Consider the following 23646-nt stretch of genomic DNA (forward strand, 5'->3'; position numbering starts at 1 on the left):
GAAAGGGCCGCACCCCGAGGGGTACGGCCCTGTTCCCTGTGTCCGCCTAGCGGACCTCGGTGATCTCCGGTCCGCGCTGGAGCTGTCCCATGCCGCCGGAGAACCGGGATCCGGCCTCCTCCTGCTGGACCCCTTCGGGGACCATCTGGGCATCGTTGGGCAGCTTCAGGACGATCGGGTCGCGGGGCGCCATCGGGCCCTCGCCGCGGACCACGACCGTGTCCCGGAAGATCTGCTCCAGCAGCCCGGCCGCCTGCGGCTGGACCGCGCCCTGACCCGAGATCACACCGCGCAGGAACCAGCGCGGACCGTCCACACCGACGAACCGGACGACCTGGAAGCCGCCCGTGCCGTCCGGCAGCTGGACCGGTACCTGCGCCCGCAGCTCCCAGCCCAGCGGACCCTCGACCTCGTCGATGATGCCGCCCTGCTGGGTGATGCCGGTGCCGATCTCCTCGCGCACCTCGCCCCAGATGCCCTCGCGCTTGGGAGCGGCGAAGGCCTGGAGCTGAATGGCGCTGTCGCGCAGGACGACCGTCGCGGCGACGATCGCGTCGCCCGCGACCTCGACCCGCAGCTCCATGCCGTCGACTCCGGGGACGAAGAGTCCGCCCAGGTCCACCCGGCCCTCACCGGGCTCGCGCACCTCGGTGCTGTCCCACGGTCCGTCGGGCCGCGGCTCCGGCTCCAGTCGCACGCGCTCGCGCGTGCCCTCGTCGTCCGCCTCGGTGTCGACGCCGTCGACGACCTGCTCGGGCTCGCCGGCCGCGTCCTCGGCGGCACCCTTCTTCTTGCGACGTCCGAACACGTCACTGTCCTTCCCGGTCGGATACGACCGAAGCGTATCTAGTCCCACCCGTCGTGCCGCCCTCGGCGGCCCGACCTGTTGTGCCGCGCCCGCCGTCCACGGCGGCGTGACCACCGGTGGACCCGAAGCCCCCCTCGGCCCGCGCCGAGTCGGGAAGCTCCGCGACCTCCTGGAAGCGGACCCTCTCGACCTGCTGGACGACCAGTTGGGCAATCCGGTCGAAGCGCTCGAACCGCACCGACTCGTGCGGGTCGAGATTCACCACGATCACCTTGATCTCCCCACGGTACCCGGCATCAACCGTCCCCGGGGCATTCACGAGGGCGACACCGCAGCGGGCGGCCAGTCCGGATCGAGGGTGCACGAAGGCCGCGTACCCCTCGGGGAGCGCGATGGACACCCCCGTCGGCAGGACGGCCCGCTCACCGGGCTTCAGCTCCCGGGCCTCGGTGGTGCGCAGATCGGCGCCCGCGTCACCGGGGAGCGCGTACGACGGAAGGGGTACGTCCGGGTCGACGCGGCGGATCAGCACGTCCAGCGGTTCACGGCTCACGGGTTCACCTCGAAGGCGCGGGCCCGGCGCACCTGGTCGGGGTCGCTCATGGCGGCGCGGATCTCCTCCGGACGGCCGTTGTCGATGAAGTGGTCGACCTTGACCTCGATGAAGAGGGCGTCGGCGCGGACGGCGACGGGGCCGTCGGGCCCTCCGACGCGTCCGGTGGCGGTGGAGTAGATCTTCCGCCCGGCCACCGCGGTGACCTCGGCCTGGAGGTGCAGCGTGGTGCCCACCGGAACCGGCCGTACGAAGTCGGTCTCCAGCCGTCCGGTCACGGCGATGGTGCGCAGTAGCCAGTTCAGCGAGCCCAGGGTCTCGTCGAGCGCGGTCGCCAGGACCCCGCCGTGCGCGAGCCCCGGCGCGCCCTGGTGCTCCGGGCGCACGGTGAACTCGGCGGTCAGGGAGACCCCTTCGCCGGCCCGGGCCTGGAGGTGCAGCCCGTGCGGCTGCTCACCGCCACAGCCGAAACACTCGCCGTAGTGCGCGCCGAGCAGCTCACCGGGTGCGGGCGCGTCGGGGTGTCTCACCGGTGTCGCGGCGTCGGCGGGAGGCTGAAGGCTTGCGGATGTACCACTCACAGGCGCAGACCTTACCCGCGCGTCGGCGCGTTCCGGACACCGTGCCAAGCTTGGCTCCATGCAGCTCTCCACGACCCCGTACGAAGAACGCCTCACCGCCCCTCGTTCCTGGTGGCTGGTGTCGGTGCTGGTCGGTGTCTCCATGGCCCTGATCCTGCTGCCCTTCGGCACCCTGCCGATGCTCGGCGGACTGGTCGGCGGGACGGCCGTGGCGGCCGTCATGGCGAGCTCCTACGGCTCCCTGCGCATCCGCGTGGTGGGCGGTTCGCTGATCGCGGGCGAGGCGAAGATCCCGGTCACCGCGCTGGGCGAGGCGGAGATCCTGGACGCCGAGGAGGCACGGGCCTGGCGCACCTACAAGGCCGACACCCGCGCCTTCCTGCTGCTGCGCGCCTACATCCCGACGGCGCTGCGGGTGGAGGTCACCGATCCGGAGGACCCCACGCCGTATCTCTACCTGTCGACACGGCGCCCCGGAGAACTGGCCGAGGCGATCTCGACGGCCAGGGCGGCGGCCTAGCACACAGGGTCGACGGGTCCCCGGAACCGGGGACCCGGATATCCACCGGACCGGCTCAGCTCCCCGATCTGCCGAAGCGTCTGCGGCCGAGCCCCTTCGTGGCCTCACCGAGGGTCAGCGGGTCGGCGGGCTCCTCCAACGGCGGCAGCTCCGCCAGGGCCTCCCAGGGCACCTGGTTCCGGCGCAGGTCCGCGCGGATCCGGTCGGCCAGCTTCTTGGTGTCCCGGCGGTTCATCAGCGCGCCCACGGCCGCGCCCACCATGAACGGCATCAGGTTGGGCAGATTGCGCACCATGCGCTTCATGATCTGCTGGCGCAGCTGGTGCTTCATGTGACTGTTCAGCGCCGAACTCACCGTAGACGGCTTGGTCACGACGATCCCGCGCTCCCCCGACCAGGAGTCCAGGTACGCGGTGGAGCGCTGTTTCAGGTTCCCCGGCGGGCGTACGCCGTAGACCTCGTGGAGTTCGGCGATCAGTTTCAGCTCGATCGCGGCCACGCCGGTGATCTCGGCGGCCAGCTCGGTGGGCATCGCGGGCGGCACGGGGAGCATCGCCGCGGCGCCGACGCCGGCGCCGACCGTCGAGGTGGCGGCCATGGCGCCCGCCACGAGCTTGTCGGCGAGCTGCTCGGGGCCGAGCCCCGGGAACTGTCTGCGCAGGGTCGCGAGGTCCCGTACGGGCACACGCGGGGCGTTCTCGATGATGCGGTCCGCGAGGTAGGACAGGGCCGCCTTCGCGCGGCTGCCGCCCTTGCGGACGCCTTCCGTGGCCTTCTCCCGGATCACCGCCGCCCGTCGCCGGGCAGCGGGCACCGGAGCCCTGGCCGGCGCCGGCGGTTCGCCAGGGCCGGCCGTCGGTTCGAGCGAGGCCGATCCCGTCTCGGACGGGCCTCGCTCGTCACCACGCGCGCCGTACGGGCCGCCGGTCGGCCCTTGGTCCGCCGCCCCGGAGGGCGAGCGGCGCTTCCAGGGAGGGGTCGAGCCGGTCACGGCCGACCCCGCCTCAGTCGCAGTCGCGGCAGATCGGCTGGCCGTTCTTCTCCCGGGCCAGCTGGCTGCGGTGGTGCACCAGGAAGCAGCTCATGCAGGTGAACTCGTCCTGCTGCTTGGGCAGCACCCGGACGGCCAGCTCCTCGTTCGAGAGGTCCGCTCCGGGCAGTTCCAGGCCCTCGGCGGCCTCGAACTCGTCGACGTCCACAGAGGAGGTCGACTTGTCGTTCCGCCGGGCCTTGAGCTCTTCTAGGCTGTCCGAGTCGACGTCGTCGTCGGTCTTGCGTGGGGTGTCGTAGTCCGTTGCCATTGTCGCTCTCCCCCTCTGGGTGTCTGCGGTGTCTCCAGCGCACGTAACGCGTGAGAGGCCGGACTTGTGCCCGACCCGAGGCGGAGATTTTGCCTCACATCAAGGTCTGTTACTCAATCGACACCCAACCGGACTCCTCAAGAGTGATCGGCTTGGATGGCGAAGCGGACCGTACACGGTCCCAATGCCGCAGTTCAAAGGCGTCTCACCGTGTACTTCCCGTGATCAAGACCCTCGAAAACCCGGATTTTCCCGGCTTTCCGACTGGTCACATGATCACCGAGAGTAGATGGCCGGAAATTCGCCTTTGTGATCGATCACACACGGTGCAGCCCGTTCCGCGCGTCGAAAATTCCGCGCAAAGCGAACATCCCGTGGTGGCGGCGCAAGGATCTCAGATCGGCAGGGCAAAGCGCATCACCAGCCCTCCGCCCTCGCGCGGCGTCGCCGCGATGTGCCCCCCGTGCGCCCGGGCCACGGACCGCACGATGGACAGGCCGAGCCCGACGCCCTTGTCGCTGCCCGTGCGCTCGGTACGCAGCCGCCGGAAGGGCTCGAAGAGGTTGTCGATCTCGTACGCCGGGACGACCGGCCCGGTGTTCGCCACCACCAGCACCGCCTGGCCGTGCTGGAGCTCGGTGTCGATCTCCACCCAGCCGCCCTCGGGGATGTTGTAGCGCACGGCGTTCTGCACGAGGTTCAGGGCGATCCGCTCCAGCAGGACGCCGTTGCCCTGGACGACCGCGGGATCGCGCTTGCCGCGCAGCTCCACGCCCTTGGCGACCGCCTCGGCGTGGACCTGGTCGACGGCCTGCTCGGCGACCTCGGCGAGGTCGACGGGCTTGCGTTCGACGATCTGGTTGTCGCTGCGGGCGAGCAGCAGCAGGCCCTCCACGAGCTGCTCGCTGCGCTCGTTGGTGGCCAGCAGTGTCTTGCCGAGCTGCTGGAGCTCCACCGGGGCCGCGGGGTCGGAGAGGTGCACCTCCAGCAGGGTGCGGTTGATCGCCAGCGGGGTGCGCAGTTCGTGCGAGGCGTTGCCGACGAAGCGCTGCTGGGCGGTGAAGGCGCGCTGGAGGCGCTCCAGCATGTCGTCGAAGGTGTCCGCCAGCTCCTTGAGCTCGTCGTCCGGGCCGTCCAGCTCGATCCGGCGGGAGAGGTCGGAGCCGGCCACCGCGCGGGCGGTGCGGGTGATCCTGCCGAGGGGCGACAGGACGCGCCCGGCCATGGCGTAGCCGAAGGCGAAGGCGATCACCGCGAGTCCGAGCAGGGCCAGCAGGGAGCGGCTGAGGAGGGTGTCCAGGGCGTGCTGGCGCTCCTCGTTGACGCACTGGTTCAGCGCGCGGTTGAGCTCGTCCGCGGGCAGCGTGTCGACGCCGAGGTTGCACATGTCGCTGGAGACCCGGCCGGAGAGGATCTTGAAGGGCAGCTCACTGCCGACGTTCAGCGCGCTCGCGGCGAACAGGTAGATGATCGACAGCAGCAGGATGCCGGCGATCAGGAACATGCCGCCGTAGAGCAGGGTGAGCCGTATCCGGATGGTGGGGCGCAGCCAGGGGAAGGGCTGCACGGGCCTTCGGGGGTCCCAGGTCGGCTTCGGCGGCGCCTGGGGCGGAGCGGGGGTCGTCGCCATCGGGGATCAGATCCGGTAGCCGGAGCCGGGGACGGTGACGATGACGGGGGGTTCGCCCAGCTTGCGGCGGAGCGTCATGACGGTGACCCGGACGACGTTGGTGAACGGGTCGGTGTTCTCGTCCCACGCCTTCTCCAGCAGCTGCTCCGCGGAGACGACGGCGCCCTCGGAGCGCATCAGCACCTCCAGGACGGCGAACTCCTTGGGCGCGAGCTGGACCTCCTTGCCGTCGCGGAAGACCTCGCGGCGGTTGGGGTCGAGCTTGATGCCGGCGCGCTCCAGGACGGGCGGCAGCGGAACGCTCGTACGGCGTCCCAGGGCGCGCACGCGCGCGGTCAGCTCGCTGAAGGCGAAGGGCTTGGGCAGGTAGTCGTCGGCGCCGATCTCCAGGCCCTCGACCCGGTCGCTGACGTCGCCGGAGGCGGTGAGCATCAGGACGCGGGTGGGCATGCCCAGCTCGACGATCTTGCGGCAGACGTCGTCGCCGTGGACGAGCGGGAGGTCACGGTCGAGGACGACCACGTCGTAGTCGTTGACGCCGATGCGCTCCAGGGCGGCCGCACCGTCGTACACGACGTCGACGGCCATGGCCTCCCGGCGCAGTCCGGTGGCCACCGCATCGGCGAGCAGCTGCTCGTCCTCGACGACGAGTACGCGCACGTCGCTGTTCCTTCCTCTGTCCACCCGCGTAGCGCCGCTCGGGCGCGCGGGCAGGGGTCTGTTGGGGGTGTTGGCGTCCATCCTGCCCTTTTCGGCCATAAGTCGGCGGTAAGACGGGTGAGTGACGGATGAAGGGCGGGTGTGAGGCCCGGGAATGCGAGATTTTCTCGGTGGGTTGAGGTTTCCGTGAACGGGAGCGGGGGGAGGACGGCTTTACACCCCGCGATCACGCTCCGCTTGTGCCGCACCACCATGCGGTACAGGGCAATCCGCTTTCCGCAGAGCGGTCGTGGATGTCCGGCACCGTGGCCGCCCGGCAGGCGCAGCGCCGGGCACCCGCGGGAGAAGTGATCGCCCCTTCCGATCGGCACACCCCCGTGCCACCGACCCACGACCCAGGACGAGGGGGCACAGCATGGACGCATTCACCGCAGGGCTTCTGCAGCGCATAAGGGCGACCGAGTCCGACCTGACGCGGGCCCGTGACGAGGGCGACGACTTCCTCGTCGAGGTGGAGCAGGGCGAACTCGACGACCTGCGCCGCCTCGCCGCAGAGCACGGTGTGGAAGTCGGCGCCGCCAGCGTCTGACCGGCACCTCAGGTACCACGGCACAGAGCGGGCCCCCGGCGAATCCAGCGCCGGGGGCCCGCTCCTCGTTCCTCGTCCTGCCTCGCCTCGCCTCGCGGCTCAGTCGTGCCAGGCGCCGAAGTCCTCCAGAAGCCGCTGGAGGGGCTCGAAGACGCCCGGGGTGGCCGCGACCGTCAGATCACCCGTGGGGCCCTCTCCGGGGCGGCCACCGGTCAGGGCGCCCGCCTCCCTGGCGATCAGGTCGCCCGCCGCGAGGTCCCAGGGGTGCAGTCCGCGCTCGTAGTACCCGTCGAGCCGGCCCGCGGCCACGTCGCACAGGTCGACCGCGGCCGAGCCGGAGCGCCGGATGTCCCGCAGCAGCGGGATCAGCCGGTGGGCGACCTCCGCCTGGTGCCGGCGGACCCCGGAGACGTAGTTGAAGCCCGTGGAGACCAGGGCCTGTTCCAGCGGCGGTGCCGGGCGGCAGGCCAGCGCGCGCTCGCCCTCCCGGTCACCGGTGGCGTACGCGCCGCCGCCCCGGACCGCGTGGTACGTCTCCCCGCGCATGGGTGCCGCGACGACCCCGACGACCGTCTCGCCGTCCACCTGGGCCGCGATGGAGACGGCCCAGGTGGGCAGGTCGTACAGGTAGTTGACGGTGCCGTCGAGCGGGTCGATCACCCAGCGGACCCCGCTGGTGCCCTCGACGGAGGCGCCCTCCTCGCCGAGGAAGCCGTCGTCCGGGCGGCTCCCGGAGATCAGGTCGGTGATCAGCTTCTCGGCGGCGATGTCCATCTCGGTGACCACGTCGATCGGGCTCGACTTGGTGCGGGCCACCGACAGGTCGGCCGGGCGGCCGTCGCGCAGCAGGTCGCCCGCTCGGCGCGCGGCCTCCCGGGCGAGGCGGAGCAGGTCCGAGTACAGGGGGTCGGTCACGGGGCTCCTCAGGCGTGGGGGCTGTCGGCGCCCGCGGCGGCGGGCCGGGGCGCGCGGGCCGGGCAGCACCCGACCGGGCAGAGGTGGTGGGAGGGGCCGAGCGCGCCCAGGGCGCACGGGGTGACCGCGCGTCCGCTCTCGACGGCGGCCCGCTCCAGGACGAGGTCCCGGACGGCGGCGGCGAACCGCGGGTCGGCGCCGACGGTGGCCGAGCGGCGGACCGGCAGCCCCAGTTCCCCGGCCTTGGCCAGGGCCTCGGTGTCGAGGTCGTACAGGACCTCCATGTGGTCCGAGACGAAGCCGATGGGGGCCATGACCACCGCCGGCGCACCGGCCTCGTGCCGCTCCTCCAGGTGGTCGCAGATGTCGGGCTCCAGCCACGGGATGTGCGGCGCGCCGGAGCGGGACTGGTACACGAGCCGCCAGGGGTGCTCGACCCCGGTGCGCTCGCGGACGGCGTCCACGATCAGCCGGGCCACGTCCAGGTGCTGGGCGACGTACGCGCCGCCGTCACCGTGCCCCTCGACCGGGCCCGAGGTGTCCGCGGCCGCGTCCGGGATGGAGTGGGTCGTGAACGCGATGTGGGCACCCGCCCGGACCTCCTCGGGCAGCTCGGCGAGGGAACGCAGCACCCCGTCGGTCATGGGCTCCACGAAGCCGGGGTGGTTGAAGTAGTGCCGGAGCTTGTCGACCCTCGGCGGCTCCAGCCCCTCGGCCCGGAGTTCGGCCAGCGAGTCGGCGAGGTTCTCCCGGTACTGGCGGCAGCCCGAGTACGAGGCGTAGGCGCTGGTCGCGAGGACCAGGACGCGGCGGCGGCCGTCCCGCGTCATCTCGCGCAGCGTGTCCGTCAGGTACGGCGCCCAGTTGCGGTTGCCCCAGTAGACCGGCAGGTCCAGGCCGTGGTCGGCGAAGTCCTTGCGCAGGGCGTCCAGCAGCTCGCGGTTCTGGTCGTTGATGGGGCTGACTCCGCCGAACAGGAAGTAGTGCTGCCCGACCTCCTTGAGCCGTTCCTTGGGGATGCCCCGTCCCCGGGTGACGTTCTCCAGGAACGGAACCACGTCGTCCGGCCCTTCCGGGCCGCCGAAGGAGAGCAGGAGCAGGGCGTCATAGGGGCTGGCATCGAGCGCGTCTGACATGGCTCCGATCCTGCCACCCTGCACCGACAGCCGCGGAACGGCGGGGTGTCGACCTGGTTCACCGGCGGCCGGACGGGTGCGTTAGGGTCACCTAACTCGTAAGCTGTATCGGCCACGTACACGCCTTACCCCGGCGCCCCGCGCGCCGCCCGCCCAGCGACCGGAGAACCCGTGCCCAGCCCGTACCGCGCCCTGTTCGACGCCCCAGGCTCGAAGAGCTTCTCCGCCGCCGGATTCCTCGGCCGGATGCCGCTGTCGATGATGGGCATCGGCGTGGTGACCATGGTCTCCCAGCTGACCGGCCGCTACGGCCTGGCCGGCGCCCTGTCGGCCACCATCGCGCTCGCCGCGGCGGTGGCGGGACCGCAGGTCTCGCGCTGGGTGGACCAGTACGGCCAGCGGCGGGTGCTGCGGCCGGCGACGCTGGTCTCGCTCGCCGCGGCCGCCGGACTACTGGTCGCCGCGCACTACCGCTGGCCGGACTGGACGCTGTACGTCTTCTGCGTCGGCATCGGCTGCGTGCCCAGCGTCGGCGCGATGATCCGGGCCCGCTGGGCGGCCCTGTACCGGGGTACGCCGCAGCTGCACACCGCGTACTCCTTCGAGTCCGTGGTGGACGAGGTCTGCTTCATCTTCGGGCCGATCATCTCCATCGGTCTCTCCACGGCCTGGTTCCCGGAGGCCGGTCCGCTGCTGGCCGCCTGCTTCCTCGCGGCCGGCGTCTTCTGGCTGACCTCCCAGCGCGACACCGAGCCGGAGCCGCACCCGCGCGCGCGGAACGAGGGGCGCCGCGACAGCGCCCTGCGCTCCGCCGGCCTCCAGGTCCTGGTGGCCACCTTCGTGGCGACGGGGGCGATCTTCGGCGCGGTGGACGTGGTCACCGTGGCCTTCGCCGAGGAGCAGGGCCACAAGGGCGCCGCGAGCGTGGTCCTCGCCGTGTACGCGGCCGGTTCGTGCGCCGCGGGAGCCGTGTTCGGGCTGCTGCACCTCAAGGGGGCGCCCGAACCCCGCTGGCTGCTGGGCATCTGCGCGATGGCCGTGAGTATGATCCCCCTCCTACTGGTCGGAAACTTGCCGTTTCTGGCCGTGGCGCTGTTCCTGGCGGGACTCTGCATCGCTCCCACGATGATCACCACGATGTCCCTGATCGAACAGCACGTACCACGCGCGCAACTGACCGAGGGCATGACCTGGGTGAGCACCGGGCTCGCGGTCGGCGTCGCGCTCGGTTCCTCCGTGGCCGGCTGGGTGATCGACGCGGCCGGCGCGCGGGCCGGGTACGGGGTTCCGGCAGTCTCCGGGGCCGCCGCGGTCGCGGTCGGTTTCCTCGGGTACCGCCGGCTCAGCAGGCCGGCGCCGGGTCGGGGAGGCACCGTTGAGCACCACAGCGAGCGGGAAGAACGGCACGTGGCGTAACTGGGGCGGAAACGTCTCGGCCCGCCCCGCGCGGGAGGTCGTTCCGGCCTCGGCCGAGGAGCTCTCGGCCGCCGTGCGCAAGGCCGCCGAGGACGGTCTGAAGGTCAAGGCCGTCGGCACCGGCCACTCCTTCACCTCGATCGCCGCCACCGACGGCGTGCTGATCCGCCCTCAGCTCCTGACCGGCATCCGCGACATCGACCGGGAGGCCATGACCGTCACGGTCGAGGCCGGCACCCCGCTCAAGCGGCTCAACCTGGCCCTGGCCCGCGAGGGTCTGTCGCTGACCAACATGGGCGACATCATGGAGCAGACGGTCTCGGGGGCCACCAGCACCGGCACCCACGGTACCGGCCGGGACTCCGCCTCGATCGCCGCCCAGATCACCGCCCTGGAGCTGGTGACCGCCGACGGCTCGGTGCTCACCTGTTCCGCGAAGGAGAACCCGGACGTCTTCGCGGCCGCCCGGATCGGCCTCGGCGCCCTCGGCATCGTCACGGCGATCACCTTCGCCGTGGAGCCGGTCTTCCTGCTGACGGCCCGCGAGGAGCCGATGAGCTTCGACCGGGTCACCAGCGACTTCGACGAGCTGTGGGCCGAGAACGAGCACTTCGAGTTCTACTGGTTCCCGCACACCGGCAACACCAACACCAAGCGCAACAACCGCAGCGCGGGTCCGGAGCGTCCGGTGGGGCAGGTCAAGGCCTGGTTCGAGGACGAGTTCCTCTCCAACGGCGTCTTCCAGGCCGCGCAGTGGGTCGGCCGCGCGGTACCCGCCACGATCCCGGCCATCGCGCAGGTCTCCAGCAAGGCACTGTCCGCGCGCACCTACACCGACATCCCCTACAAGGTCTTCACCTCGCCGCGCCGGGTGCGCTTCGTGGAGATGGAGTACGCCGTCCCGCGCGGGGCGGTCGTCGAGGCGCTGCGCGAGCTGAGGTCGACGGTCGAGCGCTCCGACCTCAGGGTCAGCTTCCCCGTGGAGGTGCGCACCGCCCCGGCCGACGACATCGCGCTGTCCACCGCCTCCGGCCGGGACAGCGCGTACATCGCCGTCCACATGGCCAAGGGCACCCCGTACCAGCGGTACTTCACCGCCGCCGAGCGGATCTTCACCGCGCACGAGGGCCGGCCGCACTGGGGCAAGGTGCACACCCGGGACGCCGAGTACCTCGCGGGCGTCTACCCCCGCTTCGGCGAGTTCACGGCGTTGCGGGACCGTCTTGACCCCGACCGCCTGTTCCAGAACGACTACTTGCGGAGGGTGCTGGGGTCGTAGCGGGGGCGGATCCGTCGGGCGTGGCGCTCGGGCTCGGGCTCCCGGCGGTCTCCGTGGGCGGCGCGGTGCCCGCCGTACCGCCCTCGTCGCCGGTGCCCGGGGCGGGTGAGGCCTCGTCGGTCGCGGCCGGGGCGGACGAACCGGACGGCGAGGGTTCGCCCCCGGTCCCCGCGTCCCGGTCGGCCGTTTCGCCCCGGCCGGAGTCGCCCTGGTCGTCCGAGTCGTTCGACCCGTCCGCCGGCGCGGAGGACGAGGCCCCTCCCGGGAGCGCCTTGCTGACCGTCGTCCCCCCGTCCCCGCTCAGGCTGCTTCCGGAGGCGAGTTCGTAGGCGGTGATGCCGCCCATCGTGACACCGAACACGACCGCCGCGGCGAGCAGCGGCCGCTTCCAGCTCACGACCCGCGCGCGGTACACCGTCCCGGGGGTGAACTCACCGTGAACGGGGGCGCCTTGCTCCGGCGTCCTGGCCGCCACCGTGACGTCGCGGAGCTGCTCGCCCGTGCGGCTGAAGAAGTGCTGGAAGAGCGAACCACCGCAGGTGGCGACGATGCTGACGACTCCCGCGCCGAGGATGGTGCCGTACACCCCGAAGTACGAGGCGAGTTTGGCCGCGACCACGGCGGCCACCGCACTGCCCGCGACCTGAGGGAGACTCAGATCGATCCTTTTCGGTGGTACGTCGGTCCTTTCGCTCATTCCGGGGCCTTGCCTGCCTTTCCCGTGCTCGGTCGACCAACTGCACAAGAAAGGGACGTACGCACGGAACCAATAGTTCCGAATACACGGACCGCGTGAAGTACGCCACCCTCAAGATCCCCGAACTCCCGCCGGGGGCGGCCGAGTAGCGCTCCTTGCCCGAACTTGAACGGCGTGCCAATCCACGCACGTGGCCCAAATGGAGTACTGTTGCGAGCCCTGGGCCCGGTCTCCCGCCAGGGCGTCCGCGACCTTCAAGGACCGCCAGGAGGGGGCTAGTTGCACAGGGTGACGGAGTTGGTCACTTAGCGTTGCGAATAGGTAACCGTGCCATAACGGCGTCCCCGGGCCCCTGCCCGACACGCCGGGCAACTCGGCAAGGTTGTGGCAGGCTGCACCCGGGCAGGCCACACTCGACTAGCGGAAGCAGCGACGCACGTGACGTCGGCAGGCACCACCCGGGAGGTCCCCATGCCCGAACTGCGTGTCGTGGCCGTCTCCAATGACGGCACACGGCTGGTGCTGAAGGCTGCGGACAGCACGGAGTACACGCTTCCGATTGATGAGCGGCTCCGTGCCGCCGTGCGCGGCGACCGTCCCCGCCTCGGCCAGATCGAGATCGAGGTGGAGAGCCATCTCCGCCCCCGCGACATCCAGGCGCGTATACGCGCTGGTGCCACGGCCGAGGAAGTCGCGCAGATGGCGGGCATTCCCGTCGACCGTGTCCGCCGGTTCGAGGGCCCCGTGCTGGCCGAGCGCGCCTTCATGGCCGAACGCGCCCGCAAGACCCCGGTCCGCCGGCCCGGCGAGAACGCCGCGGGACCCCAGCTCGGCGAGGCCGTCCAGGAGCGACTACTGCTGCGCGGCGCCGAGAAGGACACCGTGCAGTGGGACTCCTGGCGCCGCGACGACGGCACCTGGGAGGTCCTGCTGGTCTACCGGGTCGCGGGCGAACCGCACTCGGCGAGCTGGACGTACGACCCGCCCCGGCGGCTCGTCCAGGCCGTCGACGACGAGGCGCGCTCGCTGATCGGCGAGTCCGACGACCTCGCCGCGCCGGAGCCCAGCTTTCCGTTCGTTCCGCGCATCGCCCGGCTGCCGCGCGACCGGCCCCTGGACCGGGCGCTGGACCGCTCGCTCGACCGGGAACGGCCCGGCCTGCCCGCCGCCGAGCCGGCCGAGGAGACCGCGACCGCCAGTGAACGGGACTCGCTGACCAGCCTGTTGGAAGCCGTGCCGAGCTTCCGCGGCGACCTCGTCGTGCCCGAGCGCCCCTCGGAGGCACCCGCCGCGGTGGAGGAGCCTGCCGTCGAGCCGGAAGCCGAGGAGCCGCCGGCTCCCGCGGCCTCGGCCGGTTCGGCCTACGCCGACGTGCTGATGCCCCGCTCGGTGGGCAGCCACCGGGACCGGCTGATCGGCTCGACCGACCGGCAGGCCGAGGCCGACGGAGTGCGGCCGGGCCGCCGCGCGGCCGTCCCGAGCTGGGACGAGATCGTCTTCGGCACCCGGCGCAAGAAGCAGGAGTAGCCCGGCACCGCTGTGACAGGGCAGGGGGCCCGCACCGGTCGGTGCGGGCCCCCTGCCCTGCGTGGCCGGCCGTGCGCCTACTGCGGATCCGGGCCCACGGCCACCGGACGGGACTCGTCCGAGGACCACTCCGACCAGGACCCCACATAGAGGGCGGCCGGGATCCCGGCGACGGCCAGCGCCAGCACCTCGTGGGCCCCGGAGACGCCCGAACCGCAGTAGACCCCGACCGGCGTGCCGTCGAGGGCGCCGAGCGCCTTGAAGCGGGCGCGGAGATCCTCCGCGGGCAGGAAGCGGCCGTCGGCCGCGACGTTCTCGTTGGTCGGCGCGGAGACGGCGCCCGGGATGTGGCCGCCCACCCGGTCGATGGGCTCCACCTCACCGCGGTAACGCTCCCCCGCGCGGGCGTCCAGCAGCAGCCCGGCCCGCGCCAGGGCCGCGGCGCCGTCGGCGTCGAGCAGCCCGGCCGCCGCCGGATCCGGCCGGAAATCGCCCTCCGCGGGATCCGGCGCCGAGGTCTCCAACGGCCCCTCCCAGGACGGCAACCCGCCGTCGAGGACCCGCACGTCCGGGTGACCCGTCCAGCGCAGCAGCCACCACGCGCGGGCGGCGGCCCAGCCCTGGCCGCCGTCGTAGACGATCACGGGCCGGCCGCGCGAGACACCCGCGCGGCGCATCGCCGCGCCGAACTCCGCGAGGTCCGGCAGCGGATGCCGGCCGGCCGTTCCGGGGGTGGCGGCGAGCTCTTCGTCGAGGTCGACGAAGACGGCGCCGGGGAGGTGGCCGGCCGCGTACTCGGCCCGGCCGTCGAAGGACGGCTCGCCCGCCGCTCGAGCCACGCTCAACTGCCAGCGGACGTCCAGGAGCACCGGCGGACGAGGTCCGGCCAGGTCGTCGGCGAGTTCGGTTGCGGAGATGATGGCGTTCATGGCCACCATCCTCGCGCACGGGGTGGCCGCCGCGTCCGTGTCCGGCTACTCTGCTCCGCCGGACAGCACCGATCACGAGGCGTACGGGATCGGGCACATGCTGTGCAGCCGATCGACACCCGTGGACCGTCGCGCGGAGCGCACCAGGAACGGCACACCGGGCATCCTTGCGGCCCGGCGCGGGCCGCGCGGCGCGCCCGGGACGTCTCCCGGCCCGGGTGGTGCGAGCATCGGCACGGAGGTCCGGAGAGCGGAATCGACGCGGCCACCGCGAGGGCCGAGGAGAGAGTGACGATGACCGAGGCACGGGGGTCGGCCGGCTCCAACGGCGAGGCGCAGGCCCGGCACGCGCCCGGTTCACCCTGCTGGGTGAGCCTGATGGTGCACGGGCCGGCCGCGACCCAGGAGTTCTACGGTGAGCTGTTCGGCTGGGAGTTCCGCCCCGGCCCGGAGCAGCTGGGCCCGTACGTGCGGGCGCTGCTGGACGGCAAGGAGGTGGCCGGAATCGGCCAACTGCCCCCGGACCGGCATCTGCCCATCGCCTGGACGCCCTACTTCGCCTCGACGGACGTGGGCCTGACGGCCGACACCGTGCGGCTGTGCGGCGGCACGGTGGGAGTGGGTCCGCTGGACGCCGGGGAGGCCGGGCGGCTGGCGATCTGCTCGGATCCCACCGGCGCGGTCTTCGGCGTCTGGCAGGCGGCGGAGCATCTCGGCATCGCCCTGAGCGGGGTTCCCGGCACTCCGGTCTGGAACGAGCTGCTGACCTTCGAGACGGCGAGCGTCACCAAGTTCTACGAGACCGTCTTCGGTCTTGAGCAGCAGGTGGTGGCCTCGGCGGACTTCGACTACGTCACGCTGCACCTGGGCGGCCGGACGATCGCCGCGGTCCTGGGCCTGGGCCCGTCGCTGCCCCGCGACCGCGGACCGCACTGGATGACGTTCTTCGAGGTGGCGGACACCGACGCGTCGACCGCGCTGGCGGTGGAGCTGGGCGGCCGGGTCCTCAAGGCACCGCACGACAGCGCCCTGGGCCGGATGTCCACGGTCGCGGATCCCGAGGGCGCCCGGTTCTCCCTGCTCCAGAGCCGGCCCTGACTCAGGCCGAGGTGACGGGCAGGACGTCCGGGGAGAGCGCGCCCGCCCGGGCGGAGGCGGCGGTCATCCGGCGGACGTGGTGGCGGCGGCACAGCACCTCGTAACCGATCTCCTCCGCCGGGGAGTTGACGTCGCCGACGACGACCTGGGCGCCCTCGACCACCATCCGCCCGCCCACGGTCCGGGCGTTGTGCGTGGCGCGGGCGCCGCACCAGCACAGCGCCTCCACCTGGAGGGCCTCGACGCGGTCGGCCAGTTCCATCAGCCGCCGCGAGCCGGGGAAGAGTTCGGTGCGGAAGTCGGTGGTGATACCGAAGGCGAAGACGTCGAGCCCGAGATCGTCCACCACCCGGGCCAGTTGGTCGATCTGCTCCGGGTCGAGGAACTGCGCCTCGTCGACGATGACGTAGTCGACCTTGCCGCCCTTGGAGAGCCGGTCGACCAGGAAGCCGTAGAGGTCCATGCCCTCGGTGACCTCGACGGCGTCCGTGACCAGGCCGAGCCGCGAGGACAGCTTGCCCTCGCCCGCCCGGTCGTTGCGGGTGAAGTTCATGCCCTGGAGGCCGCGCGCGGACCGGTTGTGCCCGATCTGGAGAGCCAGGGTCGACTTCCCGCAGTCCATCGTTCCGGAGAAGAACACCAGCTCGGGCATGGGAGGTTGAGCACCTTTCGGCAAGGGGATCGATCGGGGAGGGTGGGTCAGGTGCGGACTTCCAGCAGCGGCACCAGCTGCTCCGCCGGGGTCATCGAGCCGTGGTTGCCGACCATCGCCGACTCCTTGGGCTCCCGCTCGGAGGCGATGATCAGGACGTCGTCGCGGGCGGCCGCGACCACGTCGCCGATCCGGGCGTGGACCCGCTCGTCGATGTGCGGCCCGAACCAGCCCGCCTCGATCGCCTCCGCCCGGGAGGCCACCCAGAACTGCTCGCCGATCACCTCGCGCCAGCAGGTCAGGACGTCGTTCTCGGCGCCGGGCACGGCGTAGACATGGCGGGCACGGCCCTCGCCGCCCAGCAGGGCGACCCCGGCGCGCAGCTCCCAGTCCTCATCGAAGTCGATGCGGTGCTGCTCGTCGAAGGGCACGTCGATCATGCCGTGGTCGGCGGTGACGTAGAGCGCGGTGCGCGGCGGGAGCTGTTCGGCGAGGCGCTGGACGAGCCGGTCGACGTACATCAGCTGTCCGCGCCAGGTGTCGGAGTCGATGCCGTAGCGGTGGCCGGCGCCGTCCACCTCGGCGTAGTACGTGTAGACCAGGGAGCGGTCACCGGCGGCCAGCTGCTCGGCCGCGAAGTCCATCCGCTCCTCGCCGGTCAGCCGCCCGTGGAAGGTGCCGCCGCTGAGCGCCACCTTGGTCAGCGGGGTGTTCTGGAAGGTCGGCGAGGACACCTGCGCGGCGTGCACCCCCGCCTCGTGGGCGAGCTGGAAGACGGTGGGGTACGGCTGCCAGGGGCCGGGCGCGGTCCACGGCTGCCAGCGGAGCTGGTTCATCAGCTCGCCGGTGTCGGGGTTGCGCACCGTGTAGCCGGGCAGGCCGTGCGAGCCGGGCGGCAGGCCGGTGCCGACGGAGGCGAGGGAGGTCGCGGTGGTGGCCGGGTAGCCGGCGGTCAGCGGCCGTCCGGTACCGCCCCGGGAGCCCGCGAGCAGGGACGCCATGAAGGGCGCGTCCTCGGGGTGCGCCTTGAGCTGCTCCCAGCCGAGCCCGTCGATCAGGAAGACGCAGTTGCGGTCGGCGGGGGTCAGCTCGCTGATCGCGGCCGTCATGCCGGGCACGCCCATGCCCGCGGCGAGGGTGGGCAGCAGGTCGGCGAGCGAGCCGCTGCCGTACTCGGGCAGGGGGGCGGAGTCGAGGGGCAGCGGCTGCGGGTCGTGCTCCCAGGCGGGCTGGGCCATCAGCGGCCGGTGTCCGCGGTCGCCTCGGAGAGCGCCTGCGCGAAGGCGAGGGCCTGGCGGACCGTCTCCGGGCCGTCCCCGGCCTCGCTGACCCGCAGGCTCAGGTCGTCGGCGGTGGAGCTGCCGGTGTAGCCGTGGTCGGCCTCGCAGTTGGGGTCGCCGCAGGCGGCGGGCTCCAGGTCGATCCGGGAGACCGCGCCCCAGCCGATGGTCAGCACGACCTCGCGGGGCAGGGTGCCCGGCGCGTACGCCTCGGGGTTGGCGACGACACGGCTGAGGACGACCGACGAGATCCGGCCGATCTTCACGGACTCGGTGGAGGTCGTGGCGTAGGGGGTCGGGGAGGTGCTGTCCGCCGCCTGCTCGTCGGTGTGGCTGACGATGAAGCGGTTGTCGGTGAGGACCAGCACGGTGACGTGCCGGCGCACCTCGTTCTGGTCGAAGGTGGTCTCCTGGTGGACCAGGTACGACCGGATGGGCTCGCCGCCCACGGCGGCCTCCACCGCCTCGGCCACGAGGGCCGGGTAGTAGCCGCTGCGCTCGATCGCCGCTCGCAGCCCCTGGGTCGTCGTACTGGTCTTGGCCATGGCCCCCATCCTACGGGGGACCACTGACTGCGCGGGACCGCTCGTGGCGTCAGTAGGCGGGCAGCGTGCGCGGGCCGAGGTCGTCGCGGGCGGGCGGCGGCGCCAGCCGGACGGTGGCCCCGAGCACGGTCAGGCCGTGCTGGGCGACGACGACCGGCTCCAGGGTCACCGCGACGACCTCGGGGTGGTCGTGGACCAGGCGCGAGACCCGCAGCAGCAGTTCCTCCAGCGCGGGGGTGTCGACGGGGGTGGAACCGCGCCAGCCGAAGAGCAGGGGCGCGGTCCTGATCGAACGGACGAGCGAGGTCGCCTCCCGGTCGGTGATCGGGATCAGCCGGTGCGCCATGTCGTCGAGGAGCTGCGAGGCGGCGCCGGCGAGCGCGAAGGAGAGCACGGCGCCGGCGGCCGGGTCGATCACCGCGCGTACGACGGTGTCGACCCCGCGCGGGGCCATGGCCTGCACGACCGGCCGCAGCTCCGCGGGCCTGCCGAACAGCTCGGTCAACTCGGTGTACGCCCGCCGCAGTTGCTCCTCGTCCGCCAGGTCCAGGCGGACGCCTCCGAGGTCGGCGCGGTGGCGCAGGTGCGGGGCGGTGGCCTTCAGGGCGACGGGATAGCCGACGGCGCGGGCCGCTTCGGCGGCGTCGTCGGCGGTGGGCGCGGGCAGGGCGCGGCGCACGTGGATGCCGTAGGTGCCCAGCAGGTCGCAGGTCTCCCGGGAGCCGAGGGTGAGTCCCTGTCCGCGGGCGAGCAGCCCGTCGATGAGGGCGGCGGCGGCCCGTTCGTCGATGTCGTCGTACTCGGGCACCTTCCCCGGCTCGGCGGCCTCCCGCCGCCACTGGGCGTAGTTCACGGCCTCGGCCAGGGCCCGTACGGCCCGCTCGGCGGCGGGATAGGCGGGGATGAGCCGCACCTCGGTCCCGCCGTCCTTGCCGCCGCCCGCGCCGCCGTCCTTGCCGCCCGCGCCGCCGCCGGGGGCGTCCTTACGACTCGCGGCGTCCACCGGACCGCGTCCGGCCGGTCCGGCCGCCGGGTCGTCGGCCACCGGTCCGGCCGTGAAGGCTCCGGGAGCCGGCCCTGTCGCGGCGCCGGCTGCCGGTCCGTCGGCCGGGTCGCGGGCGGTCGTGCCGCCCGGGGTGGCACGGGTGGGCGCAGCCCCGTCGGCGCCGGACAACGCGTCCGCCCCCGCGGCGCCGGCCCTCGGCCCGGTGCTCGCGGCGGCGGACAGCGCCTCCGCCAGCCCGCCCAGCTCCACGTGCACCACCAGCACCGGCTTGCCCGGCGCCTGTGCCACCGCCGACCTGAGCGCCTCCGCCAGCACCGCGTCCCCGGCCGCGGTCTCCCCCGCCGCCTGCTCCCCGATCGCCGGGATCGCGGTCACCACGACGGAGTCGCACGTGTCGTCGGCCAGGGCGCGCGCGAGCGCCGCCCGGAAGTCCTCCGCGCTCGCCGCCGTCGTCAGGTCCAGCGGCGGCAGCGGCCGCAGCCCCTCGGAGAGACAGGCGTCGTAGGTCAGCAGGCCGAGCGACTCGGAGTTGCCGAGGATCGCCACCCGCGGCCCGCCCGGCAGCGGCTGGCGCGCGAGCAGCAGCCCCGCGTCGACGAGTTCGGTGATCGTGTCCACCCGGATCACCCCGGCCTGCCGCAGCAGGGCCGACACGGTGGCGTGCGGCAGCCGTGTCGCCCGTACGGCGTGTCCCTGGGGCGCCGCCCCGCCGTGCCGTGCGCCCTGGACCACCACGAGCGGCTTCGCCGCCGCCGTCCGCCGGGCCAGCCGGGTGAACTTGCGCGGGTTGCCGATGGACTCCAGGTACATCAGGGCCACGTCGGTGTGCGGATCGTCGTACCAGTACTGGAGGACGTCGTTGCCGGAGACGTCGGCGCGGTTTCCGGAGGAGACGAAGGTGGAGACGCCGGTGACGCCGGTGACCCCGCCGCCGCGCCGGTGCAGCCGGGACAGCAGCGCGATGCCGATGGCCCCGGACTGGGCGAACAGCCCTATCCGGCCCGGCCTCGGCATCTCGGGCGCGAGGGAGGCGTTGAGACGGACGTCCGCCGAGGTGTTGATGACACCGAAGGCGTTGGGCCCGATGATGCGCATGCCGTACGCGCGCGCGTGCCGGACGAGTTCGCGCTGGCGTTCCTTGCCCTCGGGGCCGCTCTCGGCGTAACCGGCGGAGACCACGACCAGCCCCTGGACGCCGTGCTCGCCGCACTCGGTGACGACCTGGGGGACCTGTTCGGCCGGTACGGCCACCACCGCGAGGTCGACATGGCCGTCGATGTCGCGCACCGAGCGGTACGCGGGGACCCCGGCGAGTTCCTTCAGATCCTCGGGGAACGCCTGGTTCACGGCGTACAGCGGCCCCCGGTAGCCGCCCTCCCTGATGTTGTCCAGGACGCCGCGGCCCACCCCGCCGGGCGTCCGTCCGGCGCCGACGACGGCCACCGAGCCGGGGACCAGCAGCCGTTGGACGGACCGCCCCTCGGCGCGCTGTTCGCGCGCGTACTGCACGGCGAGCGAGCGGTCCGTGGGCTCCAGGTCGAACTCCAGGCGGACGACGCCGTCCTCGAAGCTGCGCTTCTGGGTGTACCCGGCGTCCGTGAACACCTTGATCATCTTGGTGTTGGCGGGCAGCACCTCGGCCGCGAACCGGCGGATCCCGCGCTCCCGCGCGACGGCGGCGATGTGCTCCAGCAGCGCGGAGGCGACCCCGCGCCCCTGGTGGGCGTCCTGGACCAGGAAGGCGACCTCGGCCTCGTCGGCGGGCGCGGAGGCGGGCCGGCCACCGGGGCCGATCCGGTCGTAGCGCACGGTGGCGATGAACTCGCCCCCGATGGTGGCCGCGAGTCCCACCCGGTCCACGAAGTCGTGGTGGGTGAAGCGGTGGACGTCCTTGGCGGACAGCCGCGGGTAGGGGGCGAAGAACCGGTAGTACTTCGACTCGTCCGAGACCTGTTCGTAGAAGCTGACCAGGCGTTCGGCGTCATCGACGGAGATGGGGCGGACGCGCGCGGTGCCGCCGTCGCGCAGCACCACGTCGGCTTCCCAGTGGGCGGGGTACTCGTGCCGGTCCGACGCGCTCTGCATGGGCCCCAGACTACGGCTCGCGTCCGGCAGCGGCGCGGGGCAGTCTGTGGAGGACGGGTGTCGAACCGGGGCCGCGGGTCGACGACCGGAGGGAACGGGCCACCGGTCCGTTCCGGGCACGCTCCACGTTGTGGAACACTGGTCTAGACAACCTGAGAACCTGAAGGGCAGCATCACATGGCTGAGCGCCGCGTCAACGTCGGCTGGGCCGAGGGCCTCCACGCCCGCCCCGCCTCCATCTTCGTCCGAGCCGCCACGGCCACAGGCGTCCCGGTGACGATCGCCAAGGCGGGCGGCAACCCCGTCAACGCGGCCTCCATGCTGGCCGTACTGGGCCTGGGCGCCCAGGGCGGCGAGGAGATCGTGCTCGCCTCCGACGCCGAGGGCGCGGACGCCGCCCTCGACCGTCTGGCGAAGGTCGTCGCCGAGGGGCTCGAGGAACTCCCCGAGACCGTCTGAGGCCATACCGGTCGCGGTACTCGCCGCTTCCCCGAAGGGCTCGTCCGAATTACCGGGCGGGCCCTTCGAATTTCCCGTTCGAGGGCAGCGAAAATAATCCCCCGCGAATTACCCGCTCTTTGTATACGGCGTGCATGTTAATGACGCAGGCTCGGCATGTTTACGGGATGTTGCGAATTCCTCACACGGTCCGGGCGCTCCCCCGTCGAGGGGAACCGCAGCCGGTGCGTGCCGCTGGAGCGCTCGGCGTGCACGGCCGTGATCGCCCGCGCGCGCTCGCTGTCGCCGCGCGCCACGGCGTCCACGATCGCCCCGTGCTCGGCCCAGGCGTCCACCGGCCCGGCCGACGCCTCCACCGAGTACATCCAGGCGATCTTGTGCCGCAGCTGGGTCAGCATCGAGGTCAGCGCAGGGCTGCCGGAGGCCTGGGCGAGCGTCTCGTGGAACCAGCCCCCCAGGGAGCGCAGATCCTCGCTGTTGCCCCTCCTGGCCCGCTCCTGACCGAGCCGCACCAGGCCGCGCAGCACCTTCAGATGGGCCTCCGTGCGCCGCTGGGCGGCCCGCGCGGCCCCGAGCGGCTCCAGCAGGGTGCGCATCTCCAGCAGGTCGGCGGCCTCCTGCTCGGTCGGCTCCGCGACGCACGCGCCCGCGTGCCGCCGGGTCACCACGAAGCCCTCCGCCTCCAGCGTGCGCAGGGCCTCCCGGACGGGGACGCGCGAGACGCCGTAGCGGCGTGCGAGCAGTTCCTCGGTGAGCCGGCTGCCGCGCTCGTAGACACCGGCGACGATGTCGTCCCGGATCGCCGTGCATACCGAGTGCGCCGGAACACGCATGACCGACCTCCGCTTTAATCCCCGTGAAACGTCGACGACTGACGTGTGTTCAGTGACTCTATTGCAATGAGCCGGAATTTCCGAAGGGGGGTCCGATTTCATGGATATTTTTTGGACAGTGATGTCCCTGAAACGCCGAAAACCCCGGCTCGGTGAGCCGGGGTCACGGGAAGCGGTGGCGGGGTCGCTCAGACGTTCACGCCGTGCGAGCGCAGATAGGCGACCGGGTCGATGTCCGAGCCGTACTCCATGGTCGTACGGGCCTCGAAGTGCAGGTGCGCCCCGGTGACGTTGCCGGTGGAGCCGGAGAGGCCGATCTGCTGGCCGGGGGTGACGGACTGGCCGACCGAGACACCGATGGACGACAGGTGCCCGTACTGGGTGTACGTGCCGTCGTGCATCTTGATGACGATCTGGTTGCCGTACCCCCCGCCCCAGCCGGCCTCGACGACGGTGCCCACGCCGACCGAGCGGACGGAGGTGCCGCCGGCGGCGTGGAAGTCGACGCCGGTGTGGCTGCCGGAGGACCAGACCGCGCCGCCGGCCTTGTAGCCGGTGGAGACGTAGGAGCCGGAGATCGGGGAGACGAAGGTGTTCAGGCGCTTGCGCTCGGCCGCGCGGGCGGCGCGCTCCTTGGCGGCCCGGGCCTCCTTGGCCGCCTCGGCGGCCCGCTCGCGCGCGGCCTCCTCGGCCTTCTGCCTGGCTTCCGCCTCCACGGCCGCCTGCTGCTGGGCGTCGGCCTGGGCGTCGATCTGCTCGGCGACCGAGTCGCCGATGGTGATCACGGGAGTGAGGCCGGTCTGTTCGGCGGCCGGCTCGGCGGCGAGCGCCGGAGCGGCGAGGGAGCCGACGACGCCGGTGGTGGCGAGCGCCGCCACTCCCGCCGCACGGACGGTGGTGCGCTGCATCCGGCCGGGACGACGGTGCTTCCCGGTGGCGCGGGTGAACGCCATCAAGTAGGTGGTCCTTTCCTTCCCTCTCGCCTACCGGGTTAGCTGACGGGTTCGGAGCAGGAAGGTCTCCTACGGACCCCCTCGCCTGCGCGCGGGCGTCCGATTCACCCCAGGGACTGTGGGTCCCCGGCTCCCCTGGCTCGCGCCGTACGGGGACTCGGCGATGGCTGTCCGGTGCCGCGGTCGCGGCGCAC

Annotated in this window: 24 protein-coding genes and 1 riboswitch; of the genes, 7 read left to right on the forward strand and 17 right to left on the reverse strand. The window is 72.6% G+C overall.

The features are described 5' to 3' along the window. Positions 1–46 precede the first annotated feature (46 nt). The 3 genes from AB0E07_RS19900 to AB0E07_RS19910 are packed head-to-tail and all read right to left on the reverse strand — an operon-like array spanning position 47 to position 1942. Positions 47–808, reverse strand: coding sequence for a DUF3710 domain-containing protein (locus AB0E07_RS19900; RefSeq protein WP_362253400.1), 762 nt, complete (start codon positions 806–808; stop codon positions 47–49). Between the two features lies 1 nt (position 809). Then, positions 810–1361 (reverse strand): dUTP diphosphatase, encoded by a 552-nt coding sequence (gene dut, locus AB0E07_RS19905; RefSeq protein ID WP_362253403.1) that lies wholly within the window; start codon positions 1359–1361, stop codon positions 810–812. Continuing rightward, a complete protein-coding gene (locus tag AB0E07_RS19910; RefSeq protein ID WP_362253406.1) occupies positions 1358–1942 on the reverse strand; it encodes a PaaI family thioesterase in 585 nt (194 codons plus the stop codon). The genes dut and AB0E07_RS19910 overlap by 4 nt, the downstream gene beginning before the upstream one ends. Positions 1943–2000: 58 nt before the next feature. Between AB0E07_RS19910 and AB0E07_RS19915 the strand changes: the two genes are divergently transcribed. Beyond that, complete coding sequence (locus AB0E07_RS19915; RefSeq protein ID WP_362253409.1) at positions 2001–2462, forward strand: DUF3093 domain-containing protein; 462 nt, start codon at positions 2001–2003, stop codon at positions 2460–2462. A 55-nt stretch (positions 2463–2517) separates the two neighbouring features. Here AB0E07_RS19915 and AB0E07_RS19920 read toward each other — a convergent pair whose 3' ends face one another. The 4 genes from AB0E07_RS19920 to AB0E07_RS19935 form a co-directional block, all read right to left on the reverse strand. Then, positions 2518–3453, reverse strand: a complete 936-nt coding sequence (locus tag AB0E07_RS19920) for a hypothetical protein (RefSeq protein WP_362253412.1) — start codon at positions 3451–3453, stop codon at positions 2518–2520. A 13-nt stretch (positions 3454–3466) separates the two neighbouring features. Next, on the reverse strand, positions 3467–3763 hold the full coding sequence (locus AB0E07_RS19925; RefSeq protein WP_003997302.1) for a DUF4193 domain-containing protein: 297 nt from the start codon (positions 3761–3763) through the stop codon (positions 3467–3469). Positions 3764–4157: 394 nt separating this feature from the next. Continuing rightward, positions 4158–5393 carry an ATP-binding protein gene (locus tag AB0E07_RS19930; protein ID WP_362253415.1) on the reverse strand — a complete coding sequence of 412 codons (1236 nt, stop codon included), beginning with the start codon at positions 5391–5393 and terminating at the stop codon, positions 4158–4160. A 6-nt stretch (positions 5394–5399) separates the two neighbouring features. Beyond that, positions 5400–6053: a response regulator transcription factor gene (locus tag AB0E07_RS19935; protein WP_007385219.1), complete on the reverse strand. Its 654-nt coding sequence runs from the start codon at positions 6051–6053 to the stop codon at positions 5400–5402. Between the two features lie 415 nt (positions 6054–6468). On the opposite strand from AB0E07_RS19935, the gene AB0E07_RS19940 reads away from it, so the two are divergent. Further along, positions 6469–6642, forward strand: coding sequence for a hypothetical protein (locus tag AB0E07_RS19940; RefSeq protein ID WP_210576912.1), 174 nt, complete (start codon positions 6469–6471; stop codon positions 6640–6642). A gap of 99 nt (positions 6643–6741) precedes the next feature. Here AB0E07_RS19940 and AB0E07_RS19945 read toward each other — a convergent pair whose 3' ends face one another. Both AB0E07_RS19945 and AB0E07_RS19950 read right to left on the reverse strand, forming a co-directional pair. Then, positions 6742–7557 (reverse strand): inositol monophosphatase family protein, encoded by an 816-nt coding sequence (locus tag AB0E07_RS19945; protein ID WP_362253419.1) that lies wholly within the window; start codon positions 7555–7557, stop codon positions 6742–6744. Between the two features lie 8 nt (positions 7558–7565). After that, positions 7566–8693, reverse strand: a complete 1128-nt coding sequence (locus tag AB0E07_RS19950) for a ferrochelatase (RefSeq protein ID WP_362253422.1) — start codon at positions 8691–8693, stop codon at positions 7566–7568. Between the two features lie 171 nt (positions 8694–8864). Here AB0E07_RS19950 and AB0E07_RS19955 point away from each other — a divergent pair, with 171 nt between their 5' ends. Both AB0E07_RS19955 and AB0E07_RS19960 read left to right on the forward strand, forming a co-directional pair. After that, entirely contained in the window at positions 8865–10109 is a 1245-nt protein-coding gene (locus AB0E07_RS19955; protein WP_362253425.1) for an MFS transporter, read from the forward strand. Continuing rightward, complete coding sequence (locus AB0E07_RS19960; protein WP_362253429.1) at positions 10069–11388, forward strand: D-arabinono-1,4-lactone oxidase; 1320 nt, start codon at positions 10069–10071, stop codon at positions 11386–11388. Before AB0E07_RS19955 ends, AB0E07_RS19960 begins: the two co-directional genes overlap by 41 nt. On the opposite strand, the gene AB0E07_RS19965 is transcribed toward AB0E07_RS19960, so the two are convergent. Beyond that, positions 11312–12085 carry a hypothetical protein gene (locus tag AB0E07_RS19965; protein ID WP_362253432.1) on the reverse strand — a complete coding sequence of 258 codons (774 nt, stop codon included), beginning with the start codon at positions 12083–12085 and terminating at the stop codon, positions 11312–11314. The two genes, AB0E07_RS19960 and AB0E07_RS19965, sit on opposite strands and share 77 nt — an antisense overlap. Before the next feature lie 471 nt (positions 12086–12556). Here AB0E07_RS19965 and sepH point away from each other — a divergent pair, with 471 nt between their 5' ends. After that, positions 12557–13612 (forward strand): septation protein SepH, encoded by a 1056-nt coding sequence (sepH, locus tag AB0E07_RS19970; protein ID WP_362253435.1) that lies wholly within the window; start codon positions 12557–12559, stop codon positions 13610–13612. Positions 13613–13689: 77 nt separating this feature from the next. Here sepH and AB0E07_RS19975 read toward each other — a convergent pair whose 3' ends face one another. Next, on the reverse strand, positions 13690–14541 hold the full coding sequence (locus tag AB0E07_RS19975) for a sulfurtransferase (protein WP_362253438.1): 852 nt from the start codon (positions 14539–14541) through the stop codon (positions 13690–13692). Between the two features lie 294 nt (positions 14542–14835). Here AB0E07_RS19975 and AB0E07_RS19980 point away from each other — a divergent pair, with 294 nt between their 5' ends. Then, entirely contained in the window at positions 14836–15639 is an 804-nt protein-coding gene (locus AB0E07_RS19980; protein ID WP_362253441.1) for a VOC family protein, read from the forward strand. Between the two features lies 1 nt (position 15640). Here the strand turns inward: AB0E07_RS19980 and AB0E07_RS19985 are convergent, their stop codons facing one another. The 4 genes from AB0E07_RS19985 to AB0E07_RS20000 are packed head-to-tail and all read right to left on the reverse strand — an operon-like array spanning position 15641 to position 21207. Further along, positions 15641–16291, reverse strand: a complete 651-nt coding sequence (locus tag AB0E07_RS19985) for a thymidine kinase (protein WP_362253444.1) — start codon at positions 16289–16291, stop codon at positions 15641–15643. Positions 16292–16338: 47 nt separating this feature from the next. Next, positions 16339–17529 (reverse strand): nucleotide pyrophosphatase/phosphodiesterase family protein, encoded by a 1191-nt coding sequence (locus tag AB0E07_RS19990; RefSeq protein WP_362253447.1) that lies wholly within the window; start codon positions 17527–17529, stop codon positions 16339–16341. Further along, positions 17529–18125 carry a DUF5998 family protein gene (locus tag AB0E07_RS19995; RefSeq protein ID WP_362253450.1) on the reverse strand — a complete coding sequence of 199 codons (597 nt, stop codon included), beginning with the start codon at positions 18123–18125 and terminating at the stop codon, positions 17529–17531. Before AB0E07_RS19995 ends, AB0E07_RS19990 begins: the two co-directional genes overlap by 1 nt. 40 nt (positions 18126–18165) lie before the next feature. Beyond that, entirely contained in the window at positions 18166–21207 is a 3042-nt protein-coding gene (locus AB0E07_RS20000) for a GNAT family N-acetyltransferase (RefSeq protein WP_362253453.1), read from the reverse strand. A gap of 177 nt (positions 21208–21384) precedes the next feature. Here AB0E07_RS20000 and AB0E07_RS20005 point away from each other — a divergent pair, with 177 nt between their 5' ends. Further along, a complete protein-coding gene (locus tag AB0E07_RS20005; RefSeq protein ID WP_362253457.1) occupies positions 21385–21666 on the forward strand; it encodes an HPr family phosphocarrier protein in 282 nt (93 codons plus the stop codon). A 137-nt stretch (positions 21667–21803) separates the two neighbouring features. Here the strand turns inward: AB0E07_RS20005 and AB0E07_RS20010 are convergent, their stop codons facing one another. Together AB0E07_RS20010 and AB0E07_RS20015 are read right to left on the reverse strand one after the other, a co-directional pair. Further along, a complete protein-coding gene (locus AB0E07_RS20010) occupies positions 21804–22499 on the reverse strand; it encodes a GntR family transcriptional regulator (protein ID WP_362253460.1) in 696 nt (231 codons plus the stop codon). Between the two features lie 188 nt (positions 22500–22687). After that, complete coding sequence (locus tag AB0E07_RS20015; RefSeq protein ID WP_362253463.1) at positions 22688–23452, reverse strand: M23 family metallopeptidase; 765 nt, start codon at positions 23450–23452, stop codon at positions 22688–22690. A 12-nt stretch (positions 23453–23464) separates the two neighbouring features. Then, a riboswitch (cyclic di-AMP (ydaO/yuaA leader) is annotated at positions 23465–23625 on the reverse strand. Between the last annotated feature and the right edge of the window lie 21 nt (positions 23626–23646).

Origin of the sequence: Streptomyces sp. NPDC048002, assembly GCF_040653275.1 — a bacterium.
In the GTDB taxonomy this organism is placed as follows: Bacteria; Actinomycetota; Actinomycetes; order Streptomycetales; family Streptomycetaceae; genus Streptomyces.

Excerpts from the sequence above, each read along its gene's own strand:
- AB0E07_RS19915 (WP_362253409.1), top strand. The coding sequence starts at position 2,001 with ATGCAGCTCTCCACGACCCCGTACGAAGAACGCCTCACCGCCCCTCGT.
- AB0E07_RS19925 (WP_003997302.1), bottom strand. The coding sequence starts at position 3,763 with ATGGCAACGGACTACGACACCCCACGCAAGACCGACGACGACGTCGAC.
- AB0E07_RS19930 (WP_362253415.1), bottom strand. The coding sequence starts at position 5,393 with ATGGCGACGACCCCCGCTCCGCCCCAGGCGCCGCCGAAGCCGACCTGG.
- AB0E07_RS19940 (WP_210576912.1), top strand. The coding sequence starts at position 6,469 with ATGGACGCATTCACCGCAGGGCTTCTGCAGCGCATAAGGGCGACCGAG.
- AB0E07_RS19950 (WP_362253422.1), bottom strand. The coding sequence starts at position 8,693 with ATGTCAGACGCGCTCGATGCCAGCCCCTATGACGCCCTGCTCCTGCTC.
- AB0E07_RS19965 (WP_362253432.1), bottom strand. The coding sequence starts at position 12,085 with ATGAGCGAAAGGACCGACGTACCACCGAAAAGGATCGATCTGAGTCTC.
- sepH (WP_362253435.1), top strand. The coding sequence starts at position 12,557 with ATGCCCGAACTGCGTGTCGTGGCCGTCTCCAATGACGGCACACGGCTG.
- AB0E07_RS19975 (WP_362253438.1), bottom strand. The coding sequence starts at position 14,541 with ATGAACGCCATCATCTCCGCAACCGAACTCGCCGACGACCTGGCCGGA.
- AB0E07_RS19980 (WP_362253441.1), top strand. The coding sequence starts at position 14,836 with ATGACCGAGGCACGGGGGTCGGCCGGCTCCAACGGCGAGGCGCAGGCC.
- AB0E07_RS19985 (WP_362253444.1), bottom strand. The coding sequence starts at position 16,291 with ATGCCCGAGCTGGTGTTCTTCTCCGGAACGATGGACTGCGGGAAGTCG.
- AB0E07_RS19990 (WP_362253447.1), bottom strand. The coding sequence starts at position 17,529 with ATGGCCCAGCCCGCCTGGGAGCACGACCCGCAGCCGCTGCCCCTCGAC.
- AB0E07_RS19995 (WP_362253450.1), bottom strand. The coding sequence starts at position 18,125 with ATGGGGGCCATGGCCAAGACCAGTACGACGACCCAGGGGCTGCGAGCG.
- AB0E07_RS20000 (WP_362253453.1), bottom strand. The coding sequence starts at position 21,207 with ATGCAGAGCGCGTCGGACCGGCACGAGTACCCCGCCCACTGGGAAGCC.
- AB0E07_RS20005 (WP_362253457.1), top strand. The coding sequence starts at position 21,385 with ATGGCTGAGCGCCGCGTCAACGTCGGCTGGGCCGAGGGCCTCCACGCC.
- AB0E07_RS20010 (WP_362253460.1), bottom strand. The coding sequence starts at position 22,499 with ATGCGTGTTCCGGCGCACTCGGTATGCACGGCGATCCGGGACGACATC.
- AB0E07_RS20015 (WP_362253463.1), bottom strand. The coding sequence starts at position 23,452 with ATGGCGTTCACCCGCGCCACCGGGAAGCACCGTCGTCCCGGCCGGATG.